17 protein-coding genes and 1 other RNA gene are annotated in these 18,570 nt (G+C 49.3%); 13 read left to right on the top strand and 5 right to left on the bottom strand.

The features are described from left to right. Nucleotides 1-2: 2 nt before the first annotated feature. Entirely contained in the window at nt 3-926 is a 924-nt protein-coding gene (nudC, locus tag ACN0VA_RS00890; protein WP_417819313.1) for an NAD(+) diphosphatase, read from the bottom strand. 25 nt (nt 927-951) lie between these two features. Then, a complete protein-coding gene (locus ACN0VA_RS00885; RefSeq protein WP_417819312.1) occupies nt 952-1,287 on the bottom strand; it encodes a hypothetical protein in 336 nt (111 codons plus the stop codon). 88 nt (nt 1,288-1,375) lie between these two features. Between ACN0VA_RS00885 and ffs the strand changes: the two genes are divergently transcribed. Continuing rightward, nucleotides 1,376-1,475: signal recognition particle sRNA small type (gene ffs, locus ACN0VA_RS00880), an RNA gene on the top strand. A 42-nt stretch (nt 1,476-1,517) separates the two neighbouring features. Here the strand turns inward: ffs and ACN0VA_RS00875 are convergent. Then, the gene (locus tag ACN0VA_RS00875; RefSeq protein ID WP_417819311.1) at nt 1,518-2,318 is read right to left on the bottom strand and encodes an undecaprenyl-diphosphate phosphatase; all 801 of its coding nucleotides are present in this window, start codon (nt 2,316-2,318) and stop codon (nt 1,518-1,520) included. A gap of 336 nt (nt 2,319-2,654) precedes the next feature. Between ACN0VA_RS00875 and ACN0VA_RS00870 the strand changes: the two genes are divergently transcribed. The 3 genes from ACN0VA_RS00870 (at nt 2,655) to ACN0VA_RS00860 (ending at nt 9,676) form a co-directional block, all read left to right on the top strand. Further along, a complete protein-coding gene (locus ACN0VA_RS00870; protein ID WP_417819310.1) occupies nt 2,655-4,091 on the top strand; it encodes an NAD(P)-dependent oxidoreductase in 1,437 nt (478 codons plus the stop codon). Nucleotides 4,092-4,112: 21 nt separating this feature from the next. Next, nucleotides 4,113-8,630, top strand: a complete 4,518-nt coding sequence (gene gltB / locus ACN0VA_RS00865; RefSeq protein WP_417819309.1) for a glutamate synthase large subunit — start codon at nt 4,113-4,115, stop codon at nt 8,628-8,630. A gap of 377 nt (nt 8,631-9,007) precedes the next feature. Then, complete coding sequence (locus ACN0VA_RS00860) at nt 9,008-9,676, top strand: glutathione S-transferase family protein (protein WP_417819308.1); 669 nt, start codon at nt 9,008-9,010, stop codon at nt 9,674-9,676. On the opposite strand, the gene ACN0VA_RS00855 is transcribed toward ACN0VA_RS00860, so the two are convergent. After that, nucleotides 9,673-10,257 carry a hypothetical protein gene (locus ACN0VA_RS00855; protein WP_417819307.1) on the bottom strand — a complete coding sequence of 195 codons (585 nt, stop codon included), beginning with the start codon at nt 10,255-10,257 and terminating at the stop codon, nt 9,673-9,675. The two genes, ACN0VA_RS00860 and ACN0VA_RS00855, sit on opposite strands and share 4 nt — an antisense overlap. A 69-nt stretch (nt 10,258-10,326) precedes the next feature. After that, complete coding sequence (locus ACN0VA_RS00850; protein ID WP_417819306.1) at nt 10,327-10,929, bottom strand: TetR/AcrR family transcriptional regulator; 603 nt, start codon at nt 10,927-10,929, stop codon at nt 10,327-10,329. Between the two features lie 127 nt (nt 10,930-11,056). On the opposite strand from ACN0VA_RS00850, the gene ACN0VA_RS00845 reads away from it, so the two are divergent. From ACN0VA_RS00845 to ccmI, 9 genes are all read left to right on the top strand, one after another. Then, complete coding sequence (locus tag ACN0VA_RS00845; protein WP_417819305.1) at nt 11,057-11,797, top strand: SDR family oxidoreductase; 741 nt, start codon at nt 11,057-11,059, stop codon at nt 11,795-11,797. Nucleotides 11,798-11,974: 177 nt separating this feature from the next. Beyond that, nucleotides 11,975-12,769, top strand: a complete 795-nt coding sequence (locus ACN0VA_RS00840) for an enoyl-CoA hydratase-related protein (RefSeq protein WP_417819739.1) — start codon at nt 11,975-11,977, stop codon at nt 12,767-12,769. Between the two features lie 189 nt (nt 12,770-12,958). Then, the gene (locus ACN0VA_RS00835) at nt 12,959-13,690 is read left to right on the top strand and encodes a heme ABC transporter permease (RefSeq protein WP_417819304.1); all 732 of its coding nucleotides are present in this window, start codon (nt 12,959-12,961) and stop codon (nt 13,688-13,690) included. Nucleotides 13,691-13,708: 18 nt separating this feature from the next. After that, nucleotides 13,709-13,879 carry a heme exporter protein CcmD gene (gene ccmD / locus ACN0VA_RS00830; RefSeq protein ID WP_417819303.1) on the top strand — a complete coding sequence of 57 codons (171 nt, stop codon included), beginning with the start codon at nt 13,709-13,711 and terminating at the stop codon, nt 13,877-13,879. Then, nucleotides 13,876-14,370 (top strand): cytochrome c maturation protein CcmE, encoded by a 495-nt coding sequence (ccmE, locus tag ACN0VA_RS00825; protein ID WP_417819302.1) that lies wholly within the window; start codon nt 13,876-13,878, stop codon nt 14,368-14,370. The genes ccmD and ccmE overlap by 4 nt, the downstream gene beginning before the upstream one ends. Before the next feature lies 1 nt (nt 14,371). Further along, on the top strand, nt 14,372-16,360 hold the full coding sequence (locus ACN0VA_RS00820; RefSeq protein ID WP_417819301.1) for a heme lyase CcmF/NrfE family subunit: 1,989 nt from the start codon (nt 14,372-14,374) through the stop codon (nt 16,358-16,360). Beyond that, nucleotides 16,357-16,899 (top strand): DsbE family thiol:disulfide interchange protein, encoded by a 543-nt coding sequence (locus ACN0VA_RS00815; RefSeq protein ID WP_417819300.1) that lies wholly within the window; start codon nt 16,357-16,359, stop codon nt 16,897-16,899. Before ACN0VA_RS00820 ends, ACN0VA_RS00815 begins: the two co-directional genes overlap by 4 nt. Beyond that, nucleotides 16,896-17,381, top strand: a complete 486-nt coding sequence (locus ACN0VA_RS00810) for a cytochrome c-type biogenesis protein CcmH (RefSeq protein ID WP_417819299.1) — start codon at nt 16,896-16,898, stop codon at nt 17,379-17,381. Before ACN0VA_RS00815 ends, ACN0VA_RS00810 begins: the two co-directional genes overlap by 4 nt. After that, on the top strand, nt 17,378-18,559 hold the full coding sequence (gene ccmI / locus ACN0VA_RS00805) for a c-type cytochrome biogenesis protein CcmI (RefSeq protein WP_417819298.1): 1,182 nt from the start codon (nt 17,378-17,380) through the stop codon (nt 18,557-18,559). Before ACN0VA_RS00810 ends, ccmI begins: the two co-directional genes overlap by 4 nt. The last annotated feature ends 11 nt before the right edge of the window (nt 18,560-18,570 follow it).

The raw sequence follows: 18,570 nt of genomic DNA, 5'->3' as shown, positions 1-18,570 counted from the left end.
ACCTAAGCACTTTTTAACCAGGCTTCGATCATATTGCGTGCGATACTGTCCCGACTTGGTAACAATTTACCGGATTGAGGGAAGGCACGTAAGTCTTCGCGGGTGAACCATTGGGCATCGCTTAACTCGTTCAGATCAATGTGAATGTCATAACTTTCTGCCGTGGCATAGAACCCCAACATAAGGGACGTTGGAAACGGCCAAGGTTGAGAGCCTGCATATTCAACAGCACCAACTTGAATGCCGGTTTCTTCCATGACTTCACGTTTGACGGCTTGTTCCAGCGTTTCGCCAGGTTCGACAAATCCCGCAAGGGTGGAATACATCCCCGTTTTGATCCGTTGATGGGTGGCCAACAAGCATTTTTCCTTATCATGTACCAACATGATCACAGCCGGATCCGTGCGGGGGAAATGTTCAAGGGCGCAGTCTGTGTTGCTGCAACGCCGGACATGTCCGGCTTGTTCCATATGACTGGGATATCCGCAATGTCCGCAAAATTGATGACGTTTATGCCAAAACATCAAACCACGTGCATAGGCGCATCGCGCGGCTTGTTCACGTTCTGCAATGGGGCCGGCCCGGCGGAGGTCTTCAAAAACAAATTGGGTGCCCAGCGGCGTCAGAATTTGACTTTCGGGAAACAAAGAAAGGTCCAGAACAAAATAATCTTTTCCCTTTGCATGCCCGAGGTAGGCCCAAGGGGGATTCTTTTGCCACCAGTTTGCAATGGCTTCCCCTGTCAGAAGGGCGGGGCGGTATACGTCGTTAATGTGTGTAAAGAGATTGCGATCTTGATGCAGGATCAAAAAACGTGTGTCGGGTTTATGAAGAGTTTCCTCAAGCCAGCCCGTATCGGTACGCAGGTGGGCTTGGCGGTCAAGTTCACCTGTGGTGTAAAAAAGATCGTCAGAGGTCAGTTTCATAAAGTGTCCTGTCTTGGAAAATCGTTTACAGCCCGAGAGATTTTTTCATTTTGGCCCAGAGCCCTTGTGGTGGAGCTGGTTTTTTCTTCTTTTTTACGGGCACTTGACCGCCTAAAGGGCGTGGATGACGTTTTGCGCCGGATTTTACGACATTGGGGTTTGTATAGGAATGGAGCACTTTAAACCCGCCACCGCTGATATCGTAGTAAACAATGCGTTCAATGGATGGAATGATTTTACAGCGTTTCTCCGCATCTTCCTGTGCGGCTTCTTTGCAATCGATATCGTTGGACATGACCATTTGACCGTCTTCGATCTTCTGGCCCGGTTTGCAAATATAGATTTCGACGGCGTCTATCATTTTATTTGGCCTAGTTTTTTGATGTATTGGTTATGGTAGGTTCAGATTTCGCTTGAAGTCAATGCCAACAGGGTATAGAAACCGCGCTTGAGAGGTTGGTGCGGACGAGCTCCTCGCCAACCCGGTCAGGTCCGGAAGGAAGCAGCCGTAACGAGTTTTCGGCTCGGGTCGTATTCAACCTCTCACCTCTTGCTTGATTTCCCAATATAGTCTACTGGAAATATCGCCTCTTACATGTAGTAGGCGTAGTAAAGCAAACCAGACCCCAAAATCATGCGATAGATGAAAAACGGTGTAAAGGATGCCTTGCGCAACCACGCCATCATAATGGCAATGGCAATAAGGGCTGCGATACAGGATAATCCAGCGGCCGTCAGGGCGTCGTTTGTCAGTTGGGTGTTGCCGCTTTGATAAAGTTCCAACCCTTTTAATGTGCCGGCCCCTAAAATGGCGGGAATGGACATCAGCATGGAAAAACGTGCTGCATCAACGCGTTCGTATCCTAAAAAACGTGCAGCAGTGATTGTGATGCCTGAACGTGATGTTCCCGGTATCAAGGCAATGCATTGGGCCAAACCAATTAAAATCGCGTCGAAGGCAGTCGTATGTTCGACACGACGGATGGTTAGGCCCGTTTTATCTGCGAGATAAAGGAGGAACCCGAATCCAAGGGTTGCCCAGCCGATAACTTTAAGTGTGCGATATTCATTCCCGATGTATTCGTTGAGGAAATAACCCGCAGCCAAAACAGGTAAGGTTGAAAGTATGATCATGGCGGCAAGTTTTGCGCCAGGGTCGCGTCGACCTTTGGTAAAACGGATCAAGCCGCGCAGCATATGCCAGATGTCTCGCCAGAAATAAATCATCACAGCCCCTAATGTGCCGACATGGACGGCAACATCCATGAGCAACCCCTGGTCGGGCCAGTCACCAAAGACAGGGACCAAAACCAGATGACCGGAAGAGCTGATCGGCAAAAATTCTGTGATTCCCTGCACAAGTGCGAGAACGAGTATATGAAGTTCAGTCACGTTTTCCCCCAAGACAGGCTTTTGCTTGTTGTTCGATTTTGTATAACACGTCTGGATTCGAGGCCCAAAACTAAAAAATAGTACCATTTTGGTACAAAATGATAAAAAACGGGGTTCGGGCTTTGGGGGTGGAAGGGGTTGTCCTCGTTGTTTTTTTGCCATATAGGACAGCAAAACTGACCTATATTAATTTTTTTCCTTGAAATCTGCGTTATTTTATCGCATACCATGCATCCGAACTGCTCAATGTGGGTGGTTTGGCGTCGGAATACTCAGGTGAAGCCTGTGCCGGCTAAGGAAAAAGACTAACCCGAAAACGAGGGATTGGAGAGACTGATGGCTGAAAAAATGATGCAGTTCGTCACGATCGGGCAAAATTACCCGGACAAACGCACTGCTGAAGAACGCAAAAAAGATTTCAACGAGATTTATGCGCGCTTCACCATCGAAAAAGCTCAGGAACAAGCGTCACGCTGTGAACAATGTGGTATTCCCTATTGTTCTGTGGCTTGCCCTGTGAACAATAATATTCCTGACTGGTTGCGCCTTGTGGCTGCAGGCCGTTTGGAAGATGCGTATCATACGTCACAGGAAACCAATACCCTGCCAGAAATTTGTGGACGGATCTGTCCGCAGGACCGTCTGTGTGAAGGCCTCTGTGTGTTGGAACAGTCTGACCATAATGCGGTTACCATCGGTGCGATTGAAAAATTCATTACTGACAATGCATGGGAACAAGGTTGGGTCAAGCCGCCGCAACCGTTGAAAGAACTGGGTCAAAGCGTTGGTATTATCGGGGCTGGTCCCGCAGGTATGGCCGCAGCTGATCGTTTGCGCCGCAAGGGATATGAGGTTCATGTCTATGATCGCCACGACCGTGTTGGTGGTTTGATGGTTTATGGTATTCCGGGTTTCAAACTGGAAAAAGATGTGGTGGAACGTCGTGCCAAGCTGTTGGAAGACGGCGGTGTGACCTTCCATATGAATTTTGAAGTGGGCCGCGATGCTTCTTTGAAAGAGTTACGCGCCAAACATAATGCGGTTTTGATTGCCGTGGGTGTTTATGCCGGTCGTAAACTGGAGGCACCGGGTGCAGATCTGGAAAATATTTTCCCGGCGATGTACTTCCTGACCGCCAGCAACAAGAAAGGCTTTGGCGACGAGGTTGAGGCCTTTGATAAAGGAACGTTGAACGCGGAAGGCAAAAATGTTGTCGTCATCGGTGGCGGTGATACGGCGATGGACTGTGTACGGACATCTGTTCGTCAAGGTGCCAAGTCTGTGACCTGTCTTTATCGTCGTGACCGGGCCAATATGCCGGGGTCGCAGCGCGAAGTGGAAAACGCTGAGAAAGAAGGCGTGAACTTCCAATGGTTGTCTGCACCGAAATCTTTCAAAGGTTTGGGTAAAGTTCAAAAAGTGGAAGCCGTTTCCATGCATTTGGGATTTGCCGATGCATCCGGTCGTCAAAGCGTGAAAGAAGTTGCCGGGTCTGAGTTTGAACTGGATGCCGATATTGTGATTGAGGCACTGGGTTTCGAGCCGGAAAATATCCCCACTTTGTTTGGTGAGCCTGACTTAGCTGTCAGCCGTTGGGGCACAGTGGATGTGAATAAAGAAACATGGATGTCCAATCTGGACGGCGTTTTTGCCGCCGGTGATATCGAACGCGGCGCTTCTTTGGTCGTAAGCTGTATTAAAGACGCCCGTGACGCATCCGATGCCATTCATAAATACCTCCGTACACAAGCGCGCGTAAGCGCAGCTGAATAAGCAGGAGGCGTGAGAGAGAAAATGACCAATAATTACGTATCAGAATATCAACGCAACGCCCGTTTCCTCGCTGAAAATGGCATGTATGATCCGTCTTTCGAAACTGCAAACTGCGGTGTCGGTCTGGTGGCTTCAATTGACGGGAAACCCAACCGTGAGGTTCTGCGTCATGCCTTTCAGGCCACGCGCGCACTGGACCACCGTGGGGCTGTTGATGCCGATGGCAAAACAGGTGATGGTGCTGGTATCCATGTGCAAATCCCGCAGGAATTTTTCAAACGCCACATTCGCCGCACCGGTCACGAGCCGGAAGAAGGTGCCTTGGCGGTCGGTCAGGTTTTCTTGCCGAAAACCGATTTTGGGGCGCAGGAACGGTGTCGTTGTGTCGTTGAAGCCGAAGTTTTGAAATATGGCTATCGCATTTATGGCTGGCGTCAGGTTCCGGTGAATATCGAAGTGATTGGTGAAAAAGCCAACGCAACGCGCCCGGAAATCGAACAGATTATGATTGCCAATACCCTTGGTAAATCCAACGATGATTTTGAAAACGATCTGTATGTTATTCGTCGCCGGATTGAAAACAAATGTTTGTCGGAAAATCTGACAGAATTTTATTTCTGTTCCCTGTCTTGTCGCAGTGTCATTTATAAAGGCATGTTCATGGCGGGTGAGATTACCGAATTCTACCCGGATTTGAATGACGAACTTTTCGTTTCCAACTTTGCGATTTATCACCAGCGTTATTCGACCAACACGTTCCCGCAATGGCGGTTGGCGCAACCATTCCGTATGATTGCGCATAACGGTGAGATCAACACAATTACCGGGAACCAAAACTGGACGAAAGCACACGAAACCTGCATGGCGTCGCCTGTGTTTGGCGCGCATATCGAAGATGTGAAGCCGCTGGTTGCCAATGGGTCTTCTGACTCTGCGGCCCTTGATGCGGTTTGGGAAATTCTGGTTCGTGCAGGACGTCCGGCGCCGGCGGTAAAAGCCCTGATGGTTCCTGAGTCCATCGGTCAAAACGCCTTGATGCCGAAAGAACATGAAGACCTGTTTGCCTATTGTAACTCGGTTATGGAACCGTGGGACGGCCCGGCTGCGATTTGTGGAACGGATGGTCGCTGGATTGTCGCGGGCCTAGACCGTAACGGCCTGCGTCCGCTGCGTTATTCCATCACAGGTGATGGTATTTTGCTGGTTGGTTCTGAAACCGGCATGTCTGAAATTGATGAGTCCAAAGTCGTTGAAAAAGGCCATGTGCGCCCCGGTGGTATGATCGGTGTAGATTTACATGAAGGTAAATTCTTCCACGACCGCGAGCTTAAAGACTGGACCGCGAGCCGCCAGCCTTATGGCAAATGGGTAGATAACATTGTCAAGGTTGATCAAATCATCAAGGCAGACTCGCCCAAACCTTGCCCGTGGCCGGAAGATATCCTGATGCAGCATCAGCAACTATACGGCTTCACGCAGGAAGATTTCGAATTGATCCTGCGCCCGATGGTTGAAACCGGTCAGGAAGCCACAGGTTCTATGGGGGATGATACGCCACAGGCTGTTTTGTCTGATAAATACCGTGGTTTGCATCACTTCTTCCGTCAGGCTTTCTCTCAGGTGACCAACCCGCCGATCGACAGTTTGCGCGAAACCCGCGTGATGTCTTTGCGCACGCGTTTGTCCAACCTCGGCAACGTGTTGGATGAAAGCCCGGATCAGTGTCAGGTTGTTCAGTTGGAATCACCGTTCCTGACCTCTACAGAATTTCATGCCCTGAAAAACTATTTGGGTGAAGATGCGATTGAAATCGATTGTACCTTCAAGCCGGGTAAGGAAACCCTGCGCGAAGCCATCGAACGCATCCGCCATGAGGCGGAAATGTCGGTTCGTGGCGGGAAAAAACATATCATCCTGACGGACGAACATACCGGTAAAGACAAAGCGCCGATCCCGATGATTTTGGCGGCCGGTGGCGTACATAGTTATCTAGTGCGTCAGCAATTGCGGACCTTTACCTCCGTGAACGTTCGTTCTGCCGAAGCGTTGGATGTACAGTATTTTGCGGTTTTAATCGGCGTCGGTGCAACCACCGTTAACGCTTACATGACCGAAGAAGCGATTGCTGTTCAACATGCCAAAGGTATTTATGGTGACCTGCCGTTTGAAAAAGCAGTGGAAAATTATAAGAAAGCCATCAATAAGGGCTTGCTGAAAACCATGTCTAAAATGGGCATCGGTGTTATCAGTTCTTATCGCGGTGGTTATGCGTTTGAATCGGTTGGATTGTCGCGTTCTGTTGTGGCGGATTTCTTCCCGGGTATGACATCACGGATTTCCGGTATCGGGATCAAAGGTCTGGAAGATAAAATTCTGGAAATGCATGAAAAAGCATATTCCGAAGTTACACCTTTACCGCAAGGCGGTTTCTACCGTTACCGCGCTGACGGTGAACGTCACGCCCATGATCCGTTGTTGATCCATAAATTGCAGGAAGCCGTTGCGACCGAAAGCTATTCGACCTATCGCGAATATGCCAATGGCGTGAATGGTCGCAAGCCGATGATGTTGCGCGATTTGCTGGATTTCCAATCTGATCGGGACAGCATTTCTACGGACAAAGTGGAATCCATCACGGAAATCCGTCGTCGTTTGTGTGCGCCGGCGATTTCAATCGGTGCTTTGTCTCGTGAAGCCCACGAAACATTGGCGATTGCCATGAACCGGATCGGTGCGAAATCCAACTCCGGTGAAGGTGGGGAAGATCGCGAACGTTTCACGCCGCGCAAAAACGGTGACAATGCGAACTCTGCGGTGAAGCAGGTGGCATCTGGTCGTTTCGGTGTAACAGCGGAATATCTGAACAACTGTCAGGAGTTGGAAATCAAGGTGGCCCAAGGGGCAAAACCGGGTGAAGGCGGACAGCTGCCGGGCTTCAAGGTAACGCTTGAAATTGCCAAGCTGCGCCATTCCACACCGGGTGTGACCCTGATTTCACCACCGCCGCATCACGATATTTATTCCATCGAAGATTTGGCGCAGTTGATTTACGACTTGAAACAAATCAACCCGATTGCACGTGTCTGTGTGAAACTGGTTGCGCGGTCCGGTGTCGGGACGATTGCTGCCGGTGTTGCCAAGGCGGGTGCTGATACGATCCACATTTCCGGTTATGATGGCGGGACGGGTGCATCGCCGCAGTCTTCTATTAAATATGCCGGTTTGCCGTGGGAAATGGGTCTGTCCGAGGTCAATCAGGTTCTGACCTTGAACAAGCTGCGCCACCGTGTGAAGCTGCGTACAGACGGTGGTTTCCGTACAGGTCGCGACGTGGTGATTGCAGCCATGTTGGGGGCTGAGGAATTCGGTATCGGTACGACATCGTTGATTGCGATGGGCTGTATTATGGTTCGTCAGTGTCACTCCAACACCTGCCCGGTCGGCGTTTGTACACAAGACCCTGAACTGCGTAAGAAATTTACTGGTTCTGCGGCCAAGGTGGTCAACCTGTTTACATTCATTGCTGAAGAAGTCACTGAAATTCTGGCTTCACTTGGTTATGAAAAACTGGAAGACGTTATCGGTCGATCTGATCTGCTAACACAGGTTGGTCGTGGTCGTGAAAACCTTGACGATCTGGATTTGAACCCGCTTCTGGCACAGGCCGATACAGGCGATACACCGCGTTTCTGCACATTGACAGAACGCAACCCTGTACCGGATACGCTGGATGCGCAAATCATCAAGGATGCCAAGAACGCCTTGGAAGGCGGCGAGAAGATGCAACTTTTCTACACGGTCAAAAACACGCACCGTTCTGTGGGAACACGTACCAGCTCGATCATTACCCGTAAATACGGCATGACCGGGTTGGAGCCGGATCACCTGACCGTTCGTATGCGTGGTTCTGCCGGTAACTCGCTGGGGGCTTTCACAGTACAGGGCCTGAAGCTGGAAATCTTTGGTGATGCCAACGATTACGTGGGTAAAGGTCTGTCCGGCGGGACGATTGTTGTGCGCCCGATGGTGTCCAGCCCGTTGAAATCGAATGAAAACACCATTGTCGGTAACACCTGCCTGTATGGGGCGACAGCCGGTAAACTGTTTGCATCCGGTCAGGGTGGGGAACGCTTTGCGGTTCGCAACTCTGGTGCGACGGCGGTGGTTGAAGGTATCGGGTCAAACGGTTGTGAATATATGACCGGCGGCACCGTGGTTGTTCTGGGGGAAGTCGGGGCCAACTTTGGCGCTGGTTTCACAGGCGGCATGGCCTTTGTTTACGACGAAGACGGTACATTTGAACATCGTGTGAACCCGGATAACGTGATTTGGCAACGTATTGAAGTCGATCACTATGAAAACCTTTTGAAAGGTTTGATCCGTGAGTACGTGAAAGAAACACATTCTCAGTATGCAGAACAAATTCTGCAGGATTGGGAAATGGAGAAAGGCAAGATCTGGCAAGTGGTGCCTAAGGAAATGATCGACAAGCTCGACATTGCAGTTACCAAGGAGGCAGCCATTAAAAAGACGGCCTGATCCATATAGAGCATTTTATTTAACGCAAATACGTCGTTGCAGGTTGTGTCAACCTGCTCGGGATTTGCTCTAGAATTCGCACATATGTGCGAGCAGAGGCTCAAGTTACATCTCTCTCGTGACTTGATTGCTAGGGTGGAATTCGTTTCATCCGACCGAATGTCTGATTTCAGACATTCATCCCTAACCAAAACTTGGCGGAGCTTTTTTAGGAAGCTTCGCCTTTTTTTTACTTTCAGGGGAAATGCTGTAATTTATGGTTGAGTTACTTGTGAAAAATGACCTTTTTTGATCTATATGCTGTATTTACTCTTTTAATGCGGTGCGAAATTCGCTATCCCAAGTTCTCTATTGTGCAATAAACCCCCTAGACGAGCATGAGACGCCTTTATCACCTTCCCTTTGATGCCTTGTCGCGCAAGGTCCGTATTTTACTTGCGGAAAAGAAGCTTGCGTTTACCTGTGTGCATGAACCTGTTTGGGAACGTCGGGAAACTTTCTTGGCCTTAAACCCGGCTGGCGAAGTTCCGGTTCTGGTTGAGCCGGAAGGTAAACCCATCTGGGATGACCATGCCATTTGCGAATATCTCGAAGAAGTCTATCCCGAACATAATATGCTGGGGACGACACCGGATCAACGGGCTGAGGTTCGCCGTCTTGTTGCGTGGTTTGATAAAAAATTTGCACAAGAAGTGACCCGCAATCTGGTTGGGGAAAAGATTACAAAGCGTTTTATTGCCGGGGCAACGCCAAACTCAGGGGCTATCCGGGCAGGTAAACAAAACGTCCATTATCACTTGGACTATATCGGCTATCTCAGCGATCAACGCAATTGGCTGGCGGGCGAAAACCTGTCTTTGGCGGATATCTGCGCGGCAGCACATATTTCGGCGGTGGATTATCTAGGCGATATCCCTTGGGCCGACCATCCCGGCGCGCAAGCCTGGTATGCCCGTTTTAAATCCCGACCTTCCATGCGTGATATTCTCAAAGACAACGTCAGCGGCATCCCCGCCGCCCGCCATTACGCCGATCTGGATTTTTAAGACACACTGTGAAAATGATAGGCTTGAGGTAGGCTGAGGTTTTGTGTCATGCGGCCGAGCCATTCCAGTTCCTGTTGTATATGAAAAAGCTGCCTGTCGGTTTTGATTTGGGCCCTTTGGGATTTTAGGGGGCAGTTGGTGCATTGGTTTTCAAGGCAGTTGAGTTGGCAGTTATAAAAACCGATGAGTTCCTCGACAACTTTGGCACAAATCGTTTGTGGTAAATTTTCAACGAAGGTGGATTTTAAAGATAACGTGGTATCACGCATGCGTTGATTGTTGGGCATGGGGCGTTTCATTAGGCTGAAAAAAGTACGGATGCCAACGCCGGTAATGGAAAAATAAACCTCGTTTCCGGCTTCCAGTTTGACGACGCAGGCGCTGTCCAGCAATCGTTCCAGCGTGGTTTCAATAACTTCGATTGTTGGTTGCCATGTGGGTATATCGAGCATGCGAATAGCAGCCAGCAAGCCATTGAGATTGCGCGCATCGTCAAACAAAAAACCGAGAACGCACAGATCGGAAATGTCATTCATTTCCAGAATTTCCAGACGCTGATGGAGGTTGTGCAAGAAAGACATGATTGGCACCCGTTTATTTATGCGAATGATTATTAATTGCGTTAATTGGATGGGTTTGTCAACGCTTTTTTATAAATCGTTCTCTGGTAGCACTTTCAAGCTGGTCTCAATCAGGTTCTCAAGGGCGCTGAAGGGAGTTTTTGCACGTGCCATAACGGCAAGGCTGATGGGTTGTGCTCCGAAAAAATCAGCCAGGGCATCAATATCGGCGTCATCGGGCAATTCCCCTTCCGCTTTTGCACGTTTCAAACGCATGTAAAAGGCTTCTCTGCGTTTTTGATTTAAAAACCGTGTATATTCTTCGAGTGGACCTGTCTTGTGGGCGCAATCGATTACGCCGTTGACAACAAAACAGCCACCGGGATTGCTTTCATCACAGAGGAAAGCGGCAATTTCTTTAAGATGAGTTCGCAAGGTTGTTTTAAGGGAGGCGGGACTATGGATAAGATAATCCAAAGATGATTTTCCAAATGTTTCGAAGTAATGAGAAATAGCTTTTTGATATAGTTTTTCCTTATCGCCAAAAGCGGCATAAAGCCCGGGTTTCGCCATACCCGTTTCTTGCGCAATATCATTCATTGAGGTTGTGTCAAAACCGCGTTCCCAGAAAATTTTCATTGCTTGTTCCAGCACTTTTTCCGGTGTTGTTTTTCTGGGGCGTCCACGTGCCACGATGATGACTCTCATATAATTAAATACCGGTTGGTATTTTATCACCTTGACAGGAAGAAACAAGTGTCTATTTTAATACCGTTCGGTATTTTAATGCTATTTTTCTTTCCCTCTAAAGGATTTTGTTATGAGTAAGATTAAAAATCAGGTTGTGCTGGTCACAGGGGCCAGTCGTGGAATGGGCCGTGTCTATGTAGATGCTTTGTTAAAAGCAGGTGCCAAAAAAGTATATGCCGGGGTGCGAAACCCGACGGATGTTGCCGATTTAGTGGAAGCTTCCAATGGTAAAGTGGTTGCCCTGCATCTGGATGTGACGAATATGGATCATGTCAATGCAACCGCGCAAAATTGCAAGGATGTCAGCCTTCTTATTAACAATGCAGGTGTGGCTTTGTTTGAGGGGTTCTTTTCCGTTGATGATACTGAGGTTGCACGTCAGGAAATGGAAATAAATTATTTTGGGACCCTCAATCTTATCCAAGCTTTTGCACCGATTTTAAAAGCCAATGGCGGTGGGGCGATTGTAAATACCAGTTCAGTAGCGTCTTTTGCCTGTTTCCCTGTGTTGGGGTCTTACAGTGCATCAAAAGCGGCTGTTAACTTGATGACACAAGGGGTCCGCGCTGAACTGGCGGCACAGGGTACGCAGGTAACAGGTGTTTATCCCGGTCCTGTAGATACGGATATGGCGGCGAATGTGGAAATGGATAAAACGTCACCGCAAGATGTTATTGCGCGGGTTTTGGAAGCTGTGGAAAACGGCGACGAAGACGTTTATCCCGATCCAATGGCGGTTGAGTTTCACGCCAACTTTCGTGCTGATCCAAAAGCAGTTGAAAAAGAAGTAGGTGGTATGTTGCCGAGCTGACAATCTTTTACAATTCTTTAAATGTTTGGAAAGCGAACATTCTGTATAAGATGACTTCTGAAAAGACTCTTGCACTCCCTAGAGGTGTGAGGAAAACTATATGCGGCCCCTAACGTCCCCAGACCGAGGTGTGCCGCATTTTTTTTGTTTAAAAAGAGGAATTGATCCGTGTCTGATATGCCCAAACTGCAAGATGCCGATTTACGTGTTGAAAACCGTGTCGCCACCCTGACTTTCATGCGCAATGATGTGCGTAATGCCCTGACAGGGACCGCCTTGATTGAAGATATTATTACGACACTGGACTGGATGAATAAGGCGACTGATCACGTCAGTGTTTTGATTATAACGGGTGATGGTGCTGCATTCAGTGCAGGGGGCAATATCAAGGATATGCAGGAACGTGGCGGTGATTTTGCCGGGGATGTGGAAGAGGTCCAAACCCGTTATCGCCAAGGTATCCAACGTATTCCGGTGGCGATGAATAAATGTGAAGTTCCGATTATCGCAGCCGTCAACGGTCCGGCGGTGGGGGCCGGATTTGATCTTGCCAATATGGCAGACTTACGTGTGGCTTCAAGTAAAGCCAAGTTTGGGGAGACCTTTGTAAATTTGGGCATTATTCCCGGGGACGGCGGGGCTTATTTTCTGCAACGTCTAATCGGTTATCAAAAAGCGGCAGAACTGACCTTCACCGGACGAGTAATTGACGCGCAAGAAGCCTTGGACCTCGGGATTGTACTTCAGGTGGTTGAGCCGGATAAATTAATGGAGGCTGCACAGGATTTAGCCAACCAAATGGCGAAAAAACCGCCGCAAGCCCTACGGTTCACCAAGCGTTTGATGAAAATGGGACAACGTATGGAATTACAGGACTTTCTCGATCTTTGTGCCTGTTTTCAGGGGATGTGCCATAATTCCGAGGAACATATGGAAGCGGTTGAAAAAATGATCGCAATGATGAAAAGATAAATCCTCACTTATTAATAGGGCCCCTCATTCGAGCCTGAATGAGGGGCTTTTTTTATGGAAGTTGCGAATGGTTCGAAACACGCGCGAAATATGGCTCTATGTGGTCAACTTTGCCTTAATGGTGCCTAACTTAAAGGCCATAAAGCGTGCAATGCGAATAAAACACGTAGGGATCAGGACCCGAAAACGATGGCTTTCAACATCAACGCTTTTGCAAACCCGAAACGCTTTATGTGGCTTTCCGGCCTTTTATTGCCTTGGGTGATCGGTTTGACGATTATCACGACGGCAGCGGGGCTATATTTTGCCCTGTTCGATTCGCCGACGGATTATCAACAGGGCGAAACTGTGCGTATCATGTATATCCATGTGCCAGCAGCCAGTATGTCGATGATTATTTACATTTCTATGGCGGTGGCGTCCGCAATGGGATTGATCTGGAAACACCCGTTGTCTGACTTGGCGGCAAAATGCATGTCACCGATCGGGGCAGCTTTCACCTTTTTGGCGTTGTTCACCGGGTCTTTCTGGGGAAAACCCATGTGGGGAACATGGTGGGTGTGGGATGCGCGTCTGACCTCTGAACTGTTGCTGTTGTTTCTTTATATGGGGCATATGGCCCTGTTAAACGCCTTTGATGATCCGGCACGTGGTACGAAATCAGCCGGAATTCTGTGTTTGGTCGGCGTGATTAATATCCCGATTATCAAGTTTTCTGTGGACTGGTGGAATACGTTGCATCAACCGGCGTCTTTGGTTAAGGCCGGTGGGCCGGCGATTCACCCGGATATGTTGATCCCGCTGGGGCTGATGTTTTTGTGCTTTACCGGATATTTCACGCTGGTTCTGTTTATCCGTATGCGCAGCGAAATTATCTCATCCAAAGTGCGCGCCTTGCGTTTGCGCCACGTTCACGGTTGATAGAGGGGAGGGGACACAATGAACGAATTTTTTGAAATGGGCGGTCACGGCATATACATCTGGCCTTGTTACGGATTGGCTGCTGTTTTGTTGATTGGCCTGTTGATAACCAGTGTTAAGGCATTGGCCAAAAGTAAGAAAGACCTCTCCATCATGGAACAAATGACAAGCGAAGGGAAAAGCGCATGAAAAAGAAAACGCGTCGCCTTTATATCGCGCTGGTGGGCCTGTGTGCATTGGGGGCCATTGCCGCCCTTGTTCTGGCCGCTTTGGAAGATGATATCGTCTTTTTCTTTAGCCCAACCGAAGTCATTGAACAGGGGAAGGTTGACTTAGATCGCCGTATTCGAATCGGCGGACTGGTCGAAGCTGGCTCTGTTGAAAAAGCAGCCGATGGTGTCACCAACATTTTCGTTGTGACCGACATGGCGAATACAATCCCGGTTCATTACAAGGGGTTACTTCCTGACTTGTTCCGTGAAGGGCAAGGTGTTGTGGCGGAAGGATATTTCCGAAACGATGTCTTGGTTGCCGATGAGGTGCTGGCCAAACACGATGAAAACTATATGCCGCCCGAAGTTGCCGATGCGTTGAAAAAATCCGGCAAATGGGAAGAAGGCCAGCCGATTACAGAGGCCTTGAAACAAGGTCATGTTCCCGACGAACTGAAAGACAAATAACATGTATGCAGAAATAGGACATTTTGCGTTGATCCTCGCGCTGTTTGTGGCGGTGGTACAAGGTGTCGTTCCATTGGCAGCGGGTCCGATGGGCAATCGGCGCTGGATGAATATTGCAGGCCCGGCCTCAATTGCACAGTTTATTTTGATTGCGGCGGCCTTTGCAGCCCTGACGCATGCGTTTGTAACCTCGGATTTCTCGGTTCTGAACGTGGCGAAGAACTCTCATACCGACAAGCCTTTGCTTTATAAGGTTTCCGGTGTTTGGGGGAACCACGAAGGATCCATGCTGTTATGGGTACTGATTTTGGCAACATTTGGTTGTGCGGTTCAGGTTTTTGGGCGCAACCTGCCCAGTGGGTTGAAGAACCGCACATTGGCGGTGCAATCTTTGGTCACCGTCGGTTTTCTGATGTTTATTCTGTTTACCTCCAACCCGTTTGAACGTTTGCTTGATGTGCCTGCAAACGGTCAAAGCCTGAACCCGTTGTTGCAGGACCCGGGGTTGGCTTTCCACCCGCCGTTTTTGTATTTGGGCTATGTGGGTTTCTCCATTGCCTATAGCTTTGCCATTGCAGCCCTGATTGAAGGGTGCGTGGATGCAAGCTGGGCGCGTTGGGTCCGTCCGTGGACGTTGGCGGCGTGGATTTTCCTGACCGTGGGGATCGCACTGGGATCCTGGTGGGCCTATTACGAGCTTGGCTGGGGCGGCTGGTGGTTCTGGGATCCGGTTGAAAATGCATCCTTTATGCCGTGGTTGGCTGGAACGGCCTTGTTACATTCGGCCATCGTAGTAGAAAAACGCGACGCCTTAAAAAGCTGGACCATTTTCCTGGCGATCATTGCCTTCGGTCTGTCTTTGTTGGGGACATTCCTTGTGCGGTCCGGTGTTTTAACGTCTGTTCATGCCTTTGCAACGGACCCGGAACGTGGGGTCTTCATTTTGATTTTGCTGATCATTGCAATCGGTGGATCGTTTGCCCTTTATGCTGTGCGAGGGCCGAGCCTTGTGGGCGGCGGGTTATTTAAACCCGTGTCGCGCGAAGGCGCCTTGCTGTTCAATAACTGGATTTTGACAACGGCGACCGGCGTGGTTTTGCTGGGAACGCTTTATCCGTTGTTTATCGATGTGATTGATGCGGGTAAGGTATCGGTCGGTGCACCGTTTTATAACCGTGTCTTTATTCCGATTATGACCCCGTTGGTTATTCTGATGGCGTTGGGTCCGTTGATGTCATGGAAACGTGGGGATGCCAAAGGTATTCTCAGTCGTATGTATCTTGTTTACGGGGCGACATTGGCTGCTGTTATCCTGACCTTTATTCTCAAAGGGGAAGAAGGCTGGGGTGGCTATTTCGGTATGGGTCTTGCCACTTGGCTGGCGGTTGGCACCCTTTGGGATGTGGCTGAACGGATCAAGCTGGGGAAAACATCCTTTGGACAAAGCTTGAAACGACTGGCGCGTCAACCTCGCGCAACGTGGGGCATGACGATTGCCCACCTCGGTCTGGCGATTACCATTGCCGGGATGACGGGCGCGGGTAACTGGAAAGTCGAGAAAATTCAAGTGATGAATTTTGGCGACCAGATAGAAGTTGCAGGTTTTACATACACTTTCGAAGGTGTGCGTGATATCCGTGGCCCGAACTATGATGCCTTGGAAGGGACGTTTACGGTCCATAAGGATGGTAAACTCGTTACGACTTTGCTGGCGGAAAAACGCGAATATGATACCGGCGGCATGCCGACCACAGAAGCTGCAATTTATCCGATGTTTCTGGGGGATCTTTATGCCGTGGTCGGGGATAAGTCTGGTGATGGTTACGTAACGCGCCTGTACTGGAACCCACTGATTGCTTGGCTATGGGGTGGTTGTGGATTGTTGACACTGGGTGGTTTGATCAGTCTGTCGGACCGTCGTCACCGCGTCGGTGCACCCAAAAGATCAGCGATGCCTGATAAAGGCTTAGCCGAGGGAGCAAAAGCATGAATTCGCGTATCTTCTTTTTAATCCCGTTAATTGGGTTTGTTGTCCTTGTCATTTATTTTGCCATTGGTTTGACGAAAGACCCGTCCAAGCTGGATACGGATGTTTTGCTTAATCAACCGATGGGGGAATTTAAACTGGTTCCCGTTAAAGGTCGCGAAGAAGGTTTAAGTGCCGAAGATGTGAAAGGCAAAGTTTCGTTGGTTAATTTCTTTGGATCATGGTGTGTGGCCTGTTTGCAGGAACATCCTTTCCTCCTGAAATTAAAACGCGAAAATGCGATCCCGGTCTATGGTGTGGATTGGGACGAGAAAAACCCCAATGATGTGGTGCGCTGGTTGGCGCGTCATGGTGATCCTTACACAAAAATCGGTGTAGATGACACGGGCGAAACCATCATTGACTGGGGCATTACCGGGGCACCGGAAACCTTCGTTGTCGATAAACAAGGGGTGATTCGCTACAAATTCATCGGCCCGATTTCGCCGCAAGCGTGGAATGGTACCTTGTTGCCTTTGATTGAGGAGCTGCGCAAACAATGAAATTTTGGCTGATTTTATGGGCTGCCCTGTTTGTCTGGACGGTGCAGGTGTCCGCGGTTGAACCGGACGAGATTATGCAAGACCCGGCGCTTGAAGCGCGTGCGCGCGAAGTTTCACAGGATTTACGTTGTGTGGTTTGTCAGAACCAATCGATTGATGATTCCAATTCCGGGATTGCTAAGAAGATGCGGATCTTGGTGCGTGATCGGATCGCTCATGGCGACAGCAATCAGGAAGTGAAAGATTATCTGGTTTCACGCTACGGCGATTTTGTTTTGTTGAAACCACCGATGAACGCCAAAACAATGGTGCTGTGGTTTGGTCCGGCCTTGATGATTGTTATCGGGTTGGTCGGGATTGTATTTTATTACCGTCGTCGCAGCGCACAAGCCGCGCAAGGCAAAGGGATTGCGGTGCCTTTGACTGCGCAGGAACAGGCGCGACTGGATGCCTTGATGAAAGAAGAAGGAAGCGATAAATGAGTTTTTGGATTGCGGTTGCCGTTTTGAGTGCAATCACCCTTTTTCTTTTGGCGGCCCCTTTATGGCGAAAATCCAAGGAAGAAGGTGAACGTGCCGATTATGAACTGAACGTTTTTAAAGATCAGTTGAAAGAACTGGATCGGGATTTGGAACGTGGCTTGATCAATCAGGCAGAAGCTGAAACCGCGCGCGTGGAAATTCAGCGCCGTTTGCTGTCTGCCGATGAAAAACGGGGGCAAAGCACCGTTCGGGGGCAAAACGTCGGTACCGGGGCGTTGATCATTAGCACGGTTGTCGGCCTTGGCATTGTTGCAGGTTCATTGGCGCTTTATTTAAAAATCGGTATGCCGGGGTATGAAGATGTGCCCTTTGCCTCACGTGATTTGGAAAAAGAGCGTCAAATGGCGACTTCTGAAGGTATGGCGGCAGAAATTGCACAATTGAAAAAACATCTGGAAGATGAACCGGGGGATGTGGAAGGCTGGATGCTGTTGGGTCGTACCATGCGTTTGGTCGGTCGTCCGGGTGAGGCGGTTGATGCTTATCGCAGTGCGGTGAAAGCGTCGGAACGTCATCCCAGTGTCTTGGCCGATTTCGCAGAAAGTAAGATTTATGCCAGCGAAGGTCAGGTCGATAAGGAAACATTTGCCGCATTAAAAGAGGCGGTGGACAATGACCCAAGCCAAATGAAGGCGCGTTTCTATCTTGGTTTTGCCAAGATGAAAACACAGGATTATGCAGGCGCCATTCAAGAATGGACCGATCTTGCGGCAATGGCCCCGAAAGAAATTGGTTGGTTGTCGCAAGTCAATGAACAGATTGATATGGCGGCAAAGGCCGGTAATCTAAATCGTGATGATTTTAAGCCAAGTGAGCAAGCCTTGGCTCTTTCCAAGCAATTTGAATTACAATGGGAAGAAGAAAAGAAGCAACGCCAAGAACAAGCGGCACAAACATCCGGGCCGAGTCAGGCAGATATGGAAGCTGCATCGGAAATGACACCGGAAGAACGTGACGAAATGATCCGTGGGATGGTGGAAAAACTTGCTGATCGTTTAAAGGAAAACCCAAACGATATTGAAGGCTGGAAACGTCTGGCCAAGGTTTATATGGTTCTGGGTGAAAAAGACAAAGCCCTTGAAGCCCGCAATAAAGTGAAAGAACTGAGCGGTAGCTGATAATGCAGGAT

The organism is Terasakiella sp. (assembly GCF_048267425.1).
Classification (GTDB): domain Bacteria; phylum Pseudomonadota; class Alphaproteobacteria; order Rhodospirillales; family Terasakiellaceae; genus Terasakiella.
The sequence above is the reverse complement of the archived record's forward strand: the minus strand, read 5'-3'. Positions and strand labels throughout refer to the sequence as shown.

What these genes read in the sequence shown, in the direction of transcription:
- ACN0VA_RS00820 (WP_417819301.1), top strand. Translation starts at nt 14,372, where the DNA reads ATGTATGCAGAAATAGGACATTTTGCGTTGATCCTCGCGCTGTTTGTG.
- gltB (WP_417819309.1), top strand. Translation starts at nt 4,113, where the DNA reads ATGACCAATAATTACGTATCAGAATATCAACGCAACGCCCGTTTCCTC.
- ccmD (WP_417819303.1), top strand. Translation starts at nt 13,709, where the DNA reads ATGAACGAATTTTTTGAAATGGGCGGTCACGGCATATACATCTGGCCT.
- ACN0VA_RS00835 (WP_417819304.1), top strand. Translation starts at nt 12,959, where the DNA reads ATGGCTTTCAACATCAACGCTTTTGCAAACCCGAAACGCTTTATGTGG.
- ccmE (WP_417819302.1), top strand. Translation starts at nt 13,876, where the DNA reads ATGAAAAAGAAAACGCGTCGCCTTTATATCGCGCTGGTGGGCCTGTGT.
- nudC (WP_417819313.1), bottom strand. Translation starts at nt 926, where the DNA reads ATGAAACTGACCTCTGACGATCTTTTTTACACCACAGGTGAACTTGAC.
- ACN0VA_RS00815 (WP_417819300.1), top strand. Translation starts at nt 16,357, where the DNA reads ATGAATTCGCGTATCTTCTTTTTAATCCCGTTAATTGGGTTTGTTGTC.
- ACN0VA_RS00860 (WP_417819308.1), top strand. Translation starts at nt 9,008, where the DNA reads ATGAGACGCCTTTATCACCTTCCCTTTGATGCCTTGTCGCGCAAGGTC.
- ACN0VA_RS00885 (WP_417819312.1), bottom strand. Translation starts at nt 1,287, where the DNA reads ATGATAGACGCCGTCGAAATCTATATTTGCAAACCGGGCCAGAAGATC.
- ccmI (WP_417819298.1), top strand. Translation starts at nt 17,378, where the DNA reads ATGAGTTTTTGGATTGCGGTTGCCGTTTTGAGTGCAATCACCCTTTTT.
- ACN0VA_RS00840 (WP_417819739.1), top strand. Translation starts at nt 11,975, where the DNA reads ATGCCCAAACTGCAAGATGCCGATTTACGTGTTGAAAACCGTGTCGCC.
- ACN0VA_RS00870 (WP_417819310.1), top strand. Translation starts at nt 2,655, where the DNA reads ATGGCTGAAAAAATGATGCAGTTCGTCACGATCGGGCAAAATTACCCG.
- ACN0VA_RS00845 (WP_417819305.1), top strand. Translation starts at nt 11,057, where the DNA reads ATGAGTAAGATTAAAAATCAGGTTGTGCTGGTCACAGGGGCCAGTCGT.
- ACN0VA_RS00855 (WP_417819307.1), bottom strand. Translation starts at nt 10,257, where the DNA reads ATGTCTTTCTTGCACAACCTCCATCAGCGTCTGGAAATTCTGGAAATG.
- ACN0VA_RS00810 (WP_417819299.1), top strand. Translation starts at nt 16,896, where the DNA reads ATGAAATTTTGGCTGATTTTATGGGCTGCCCTGTTTGTCTGGACGGTG.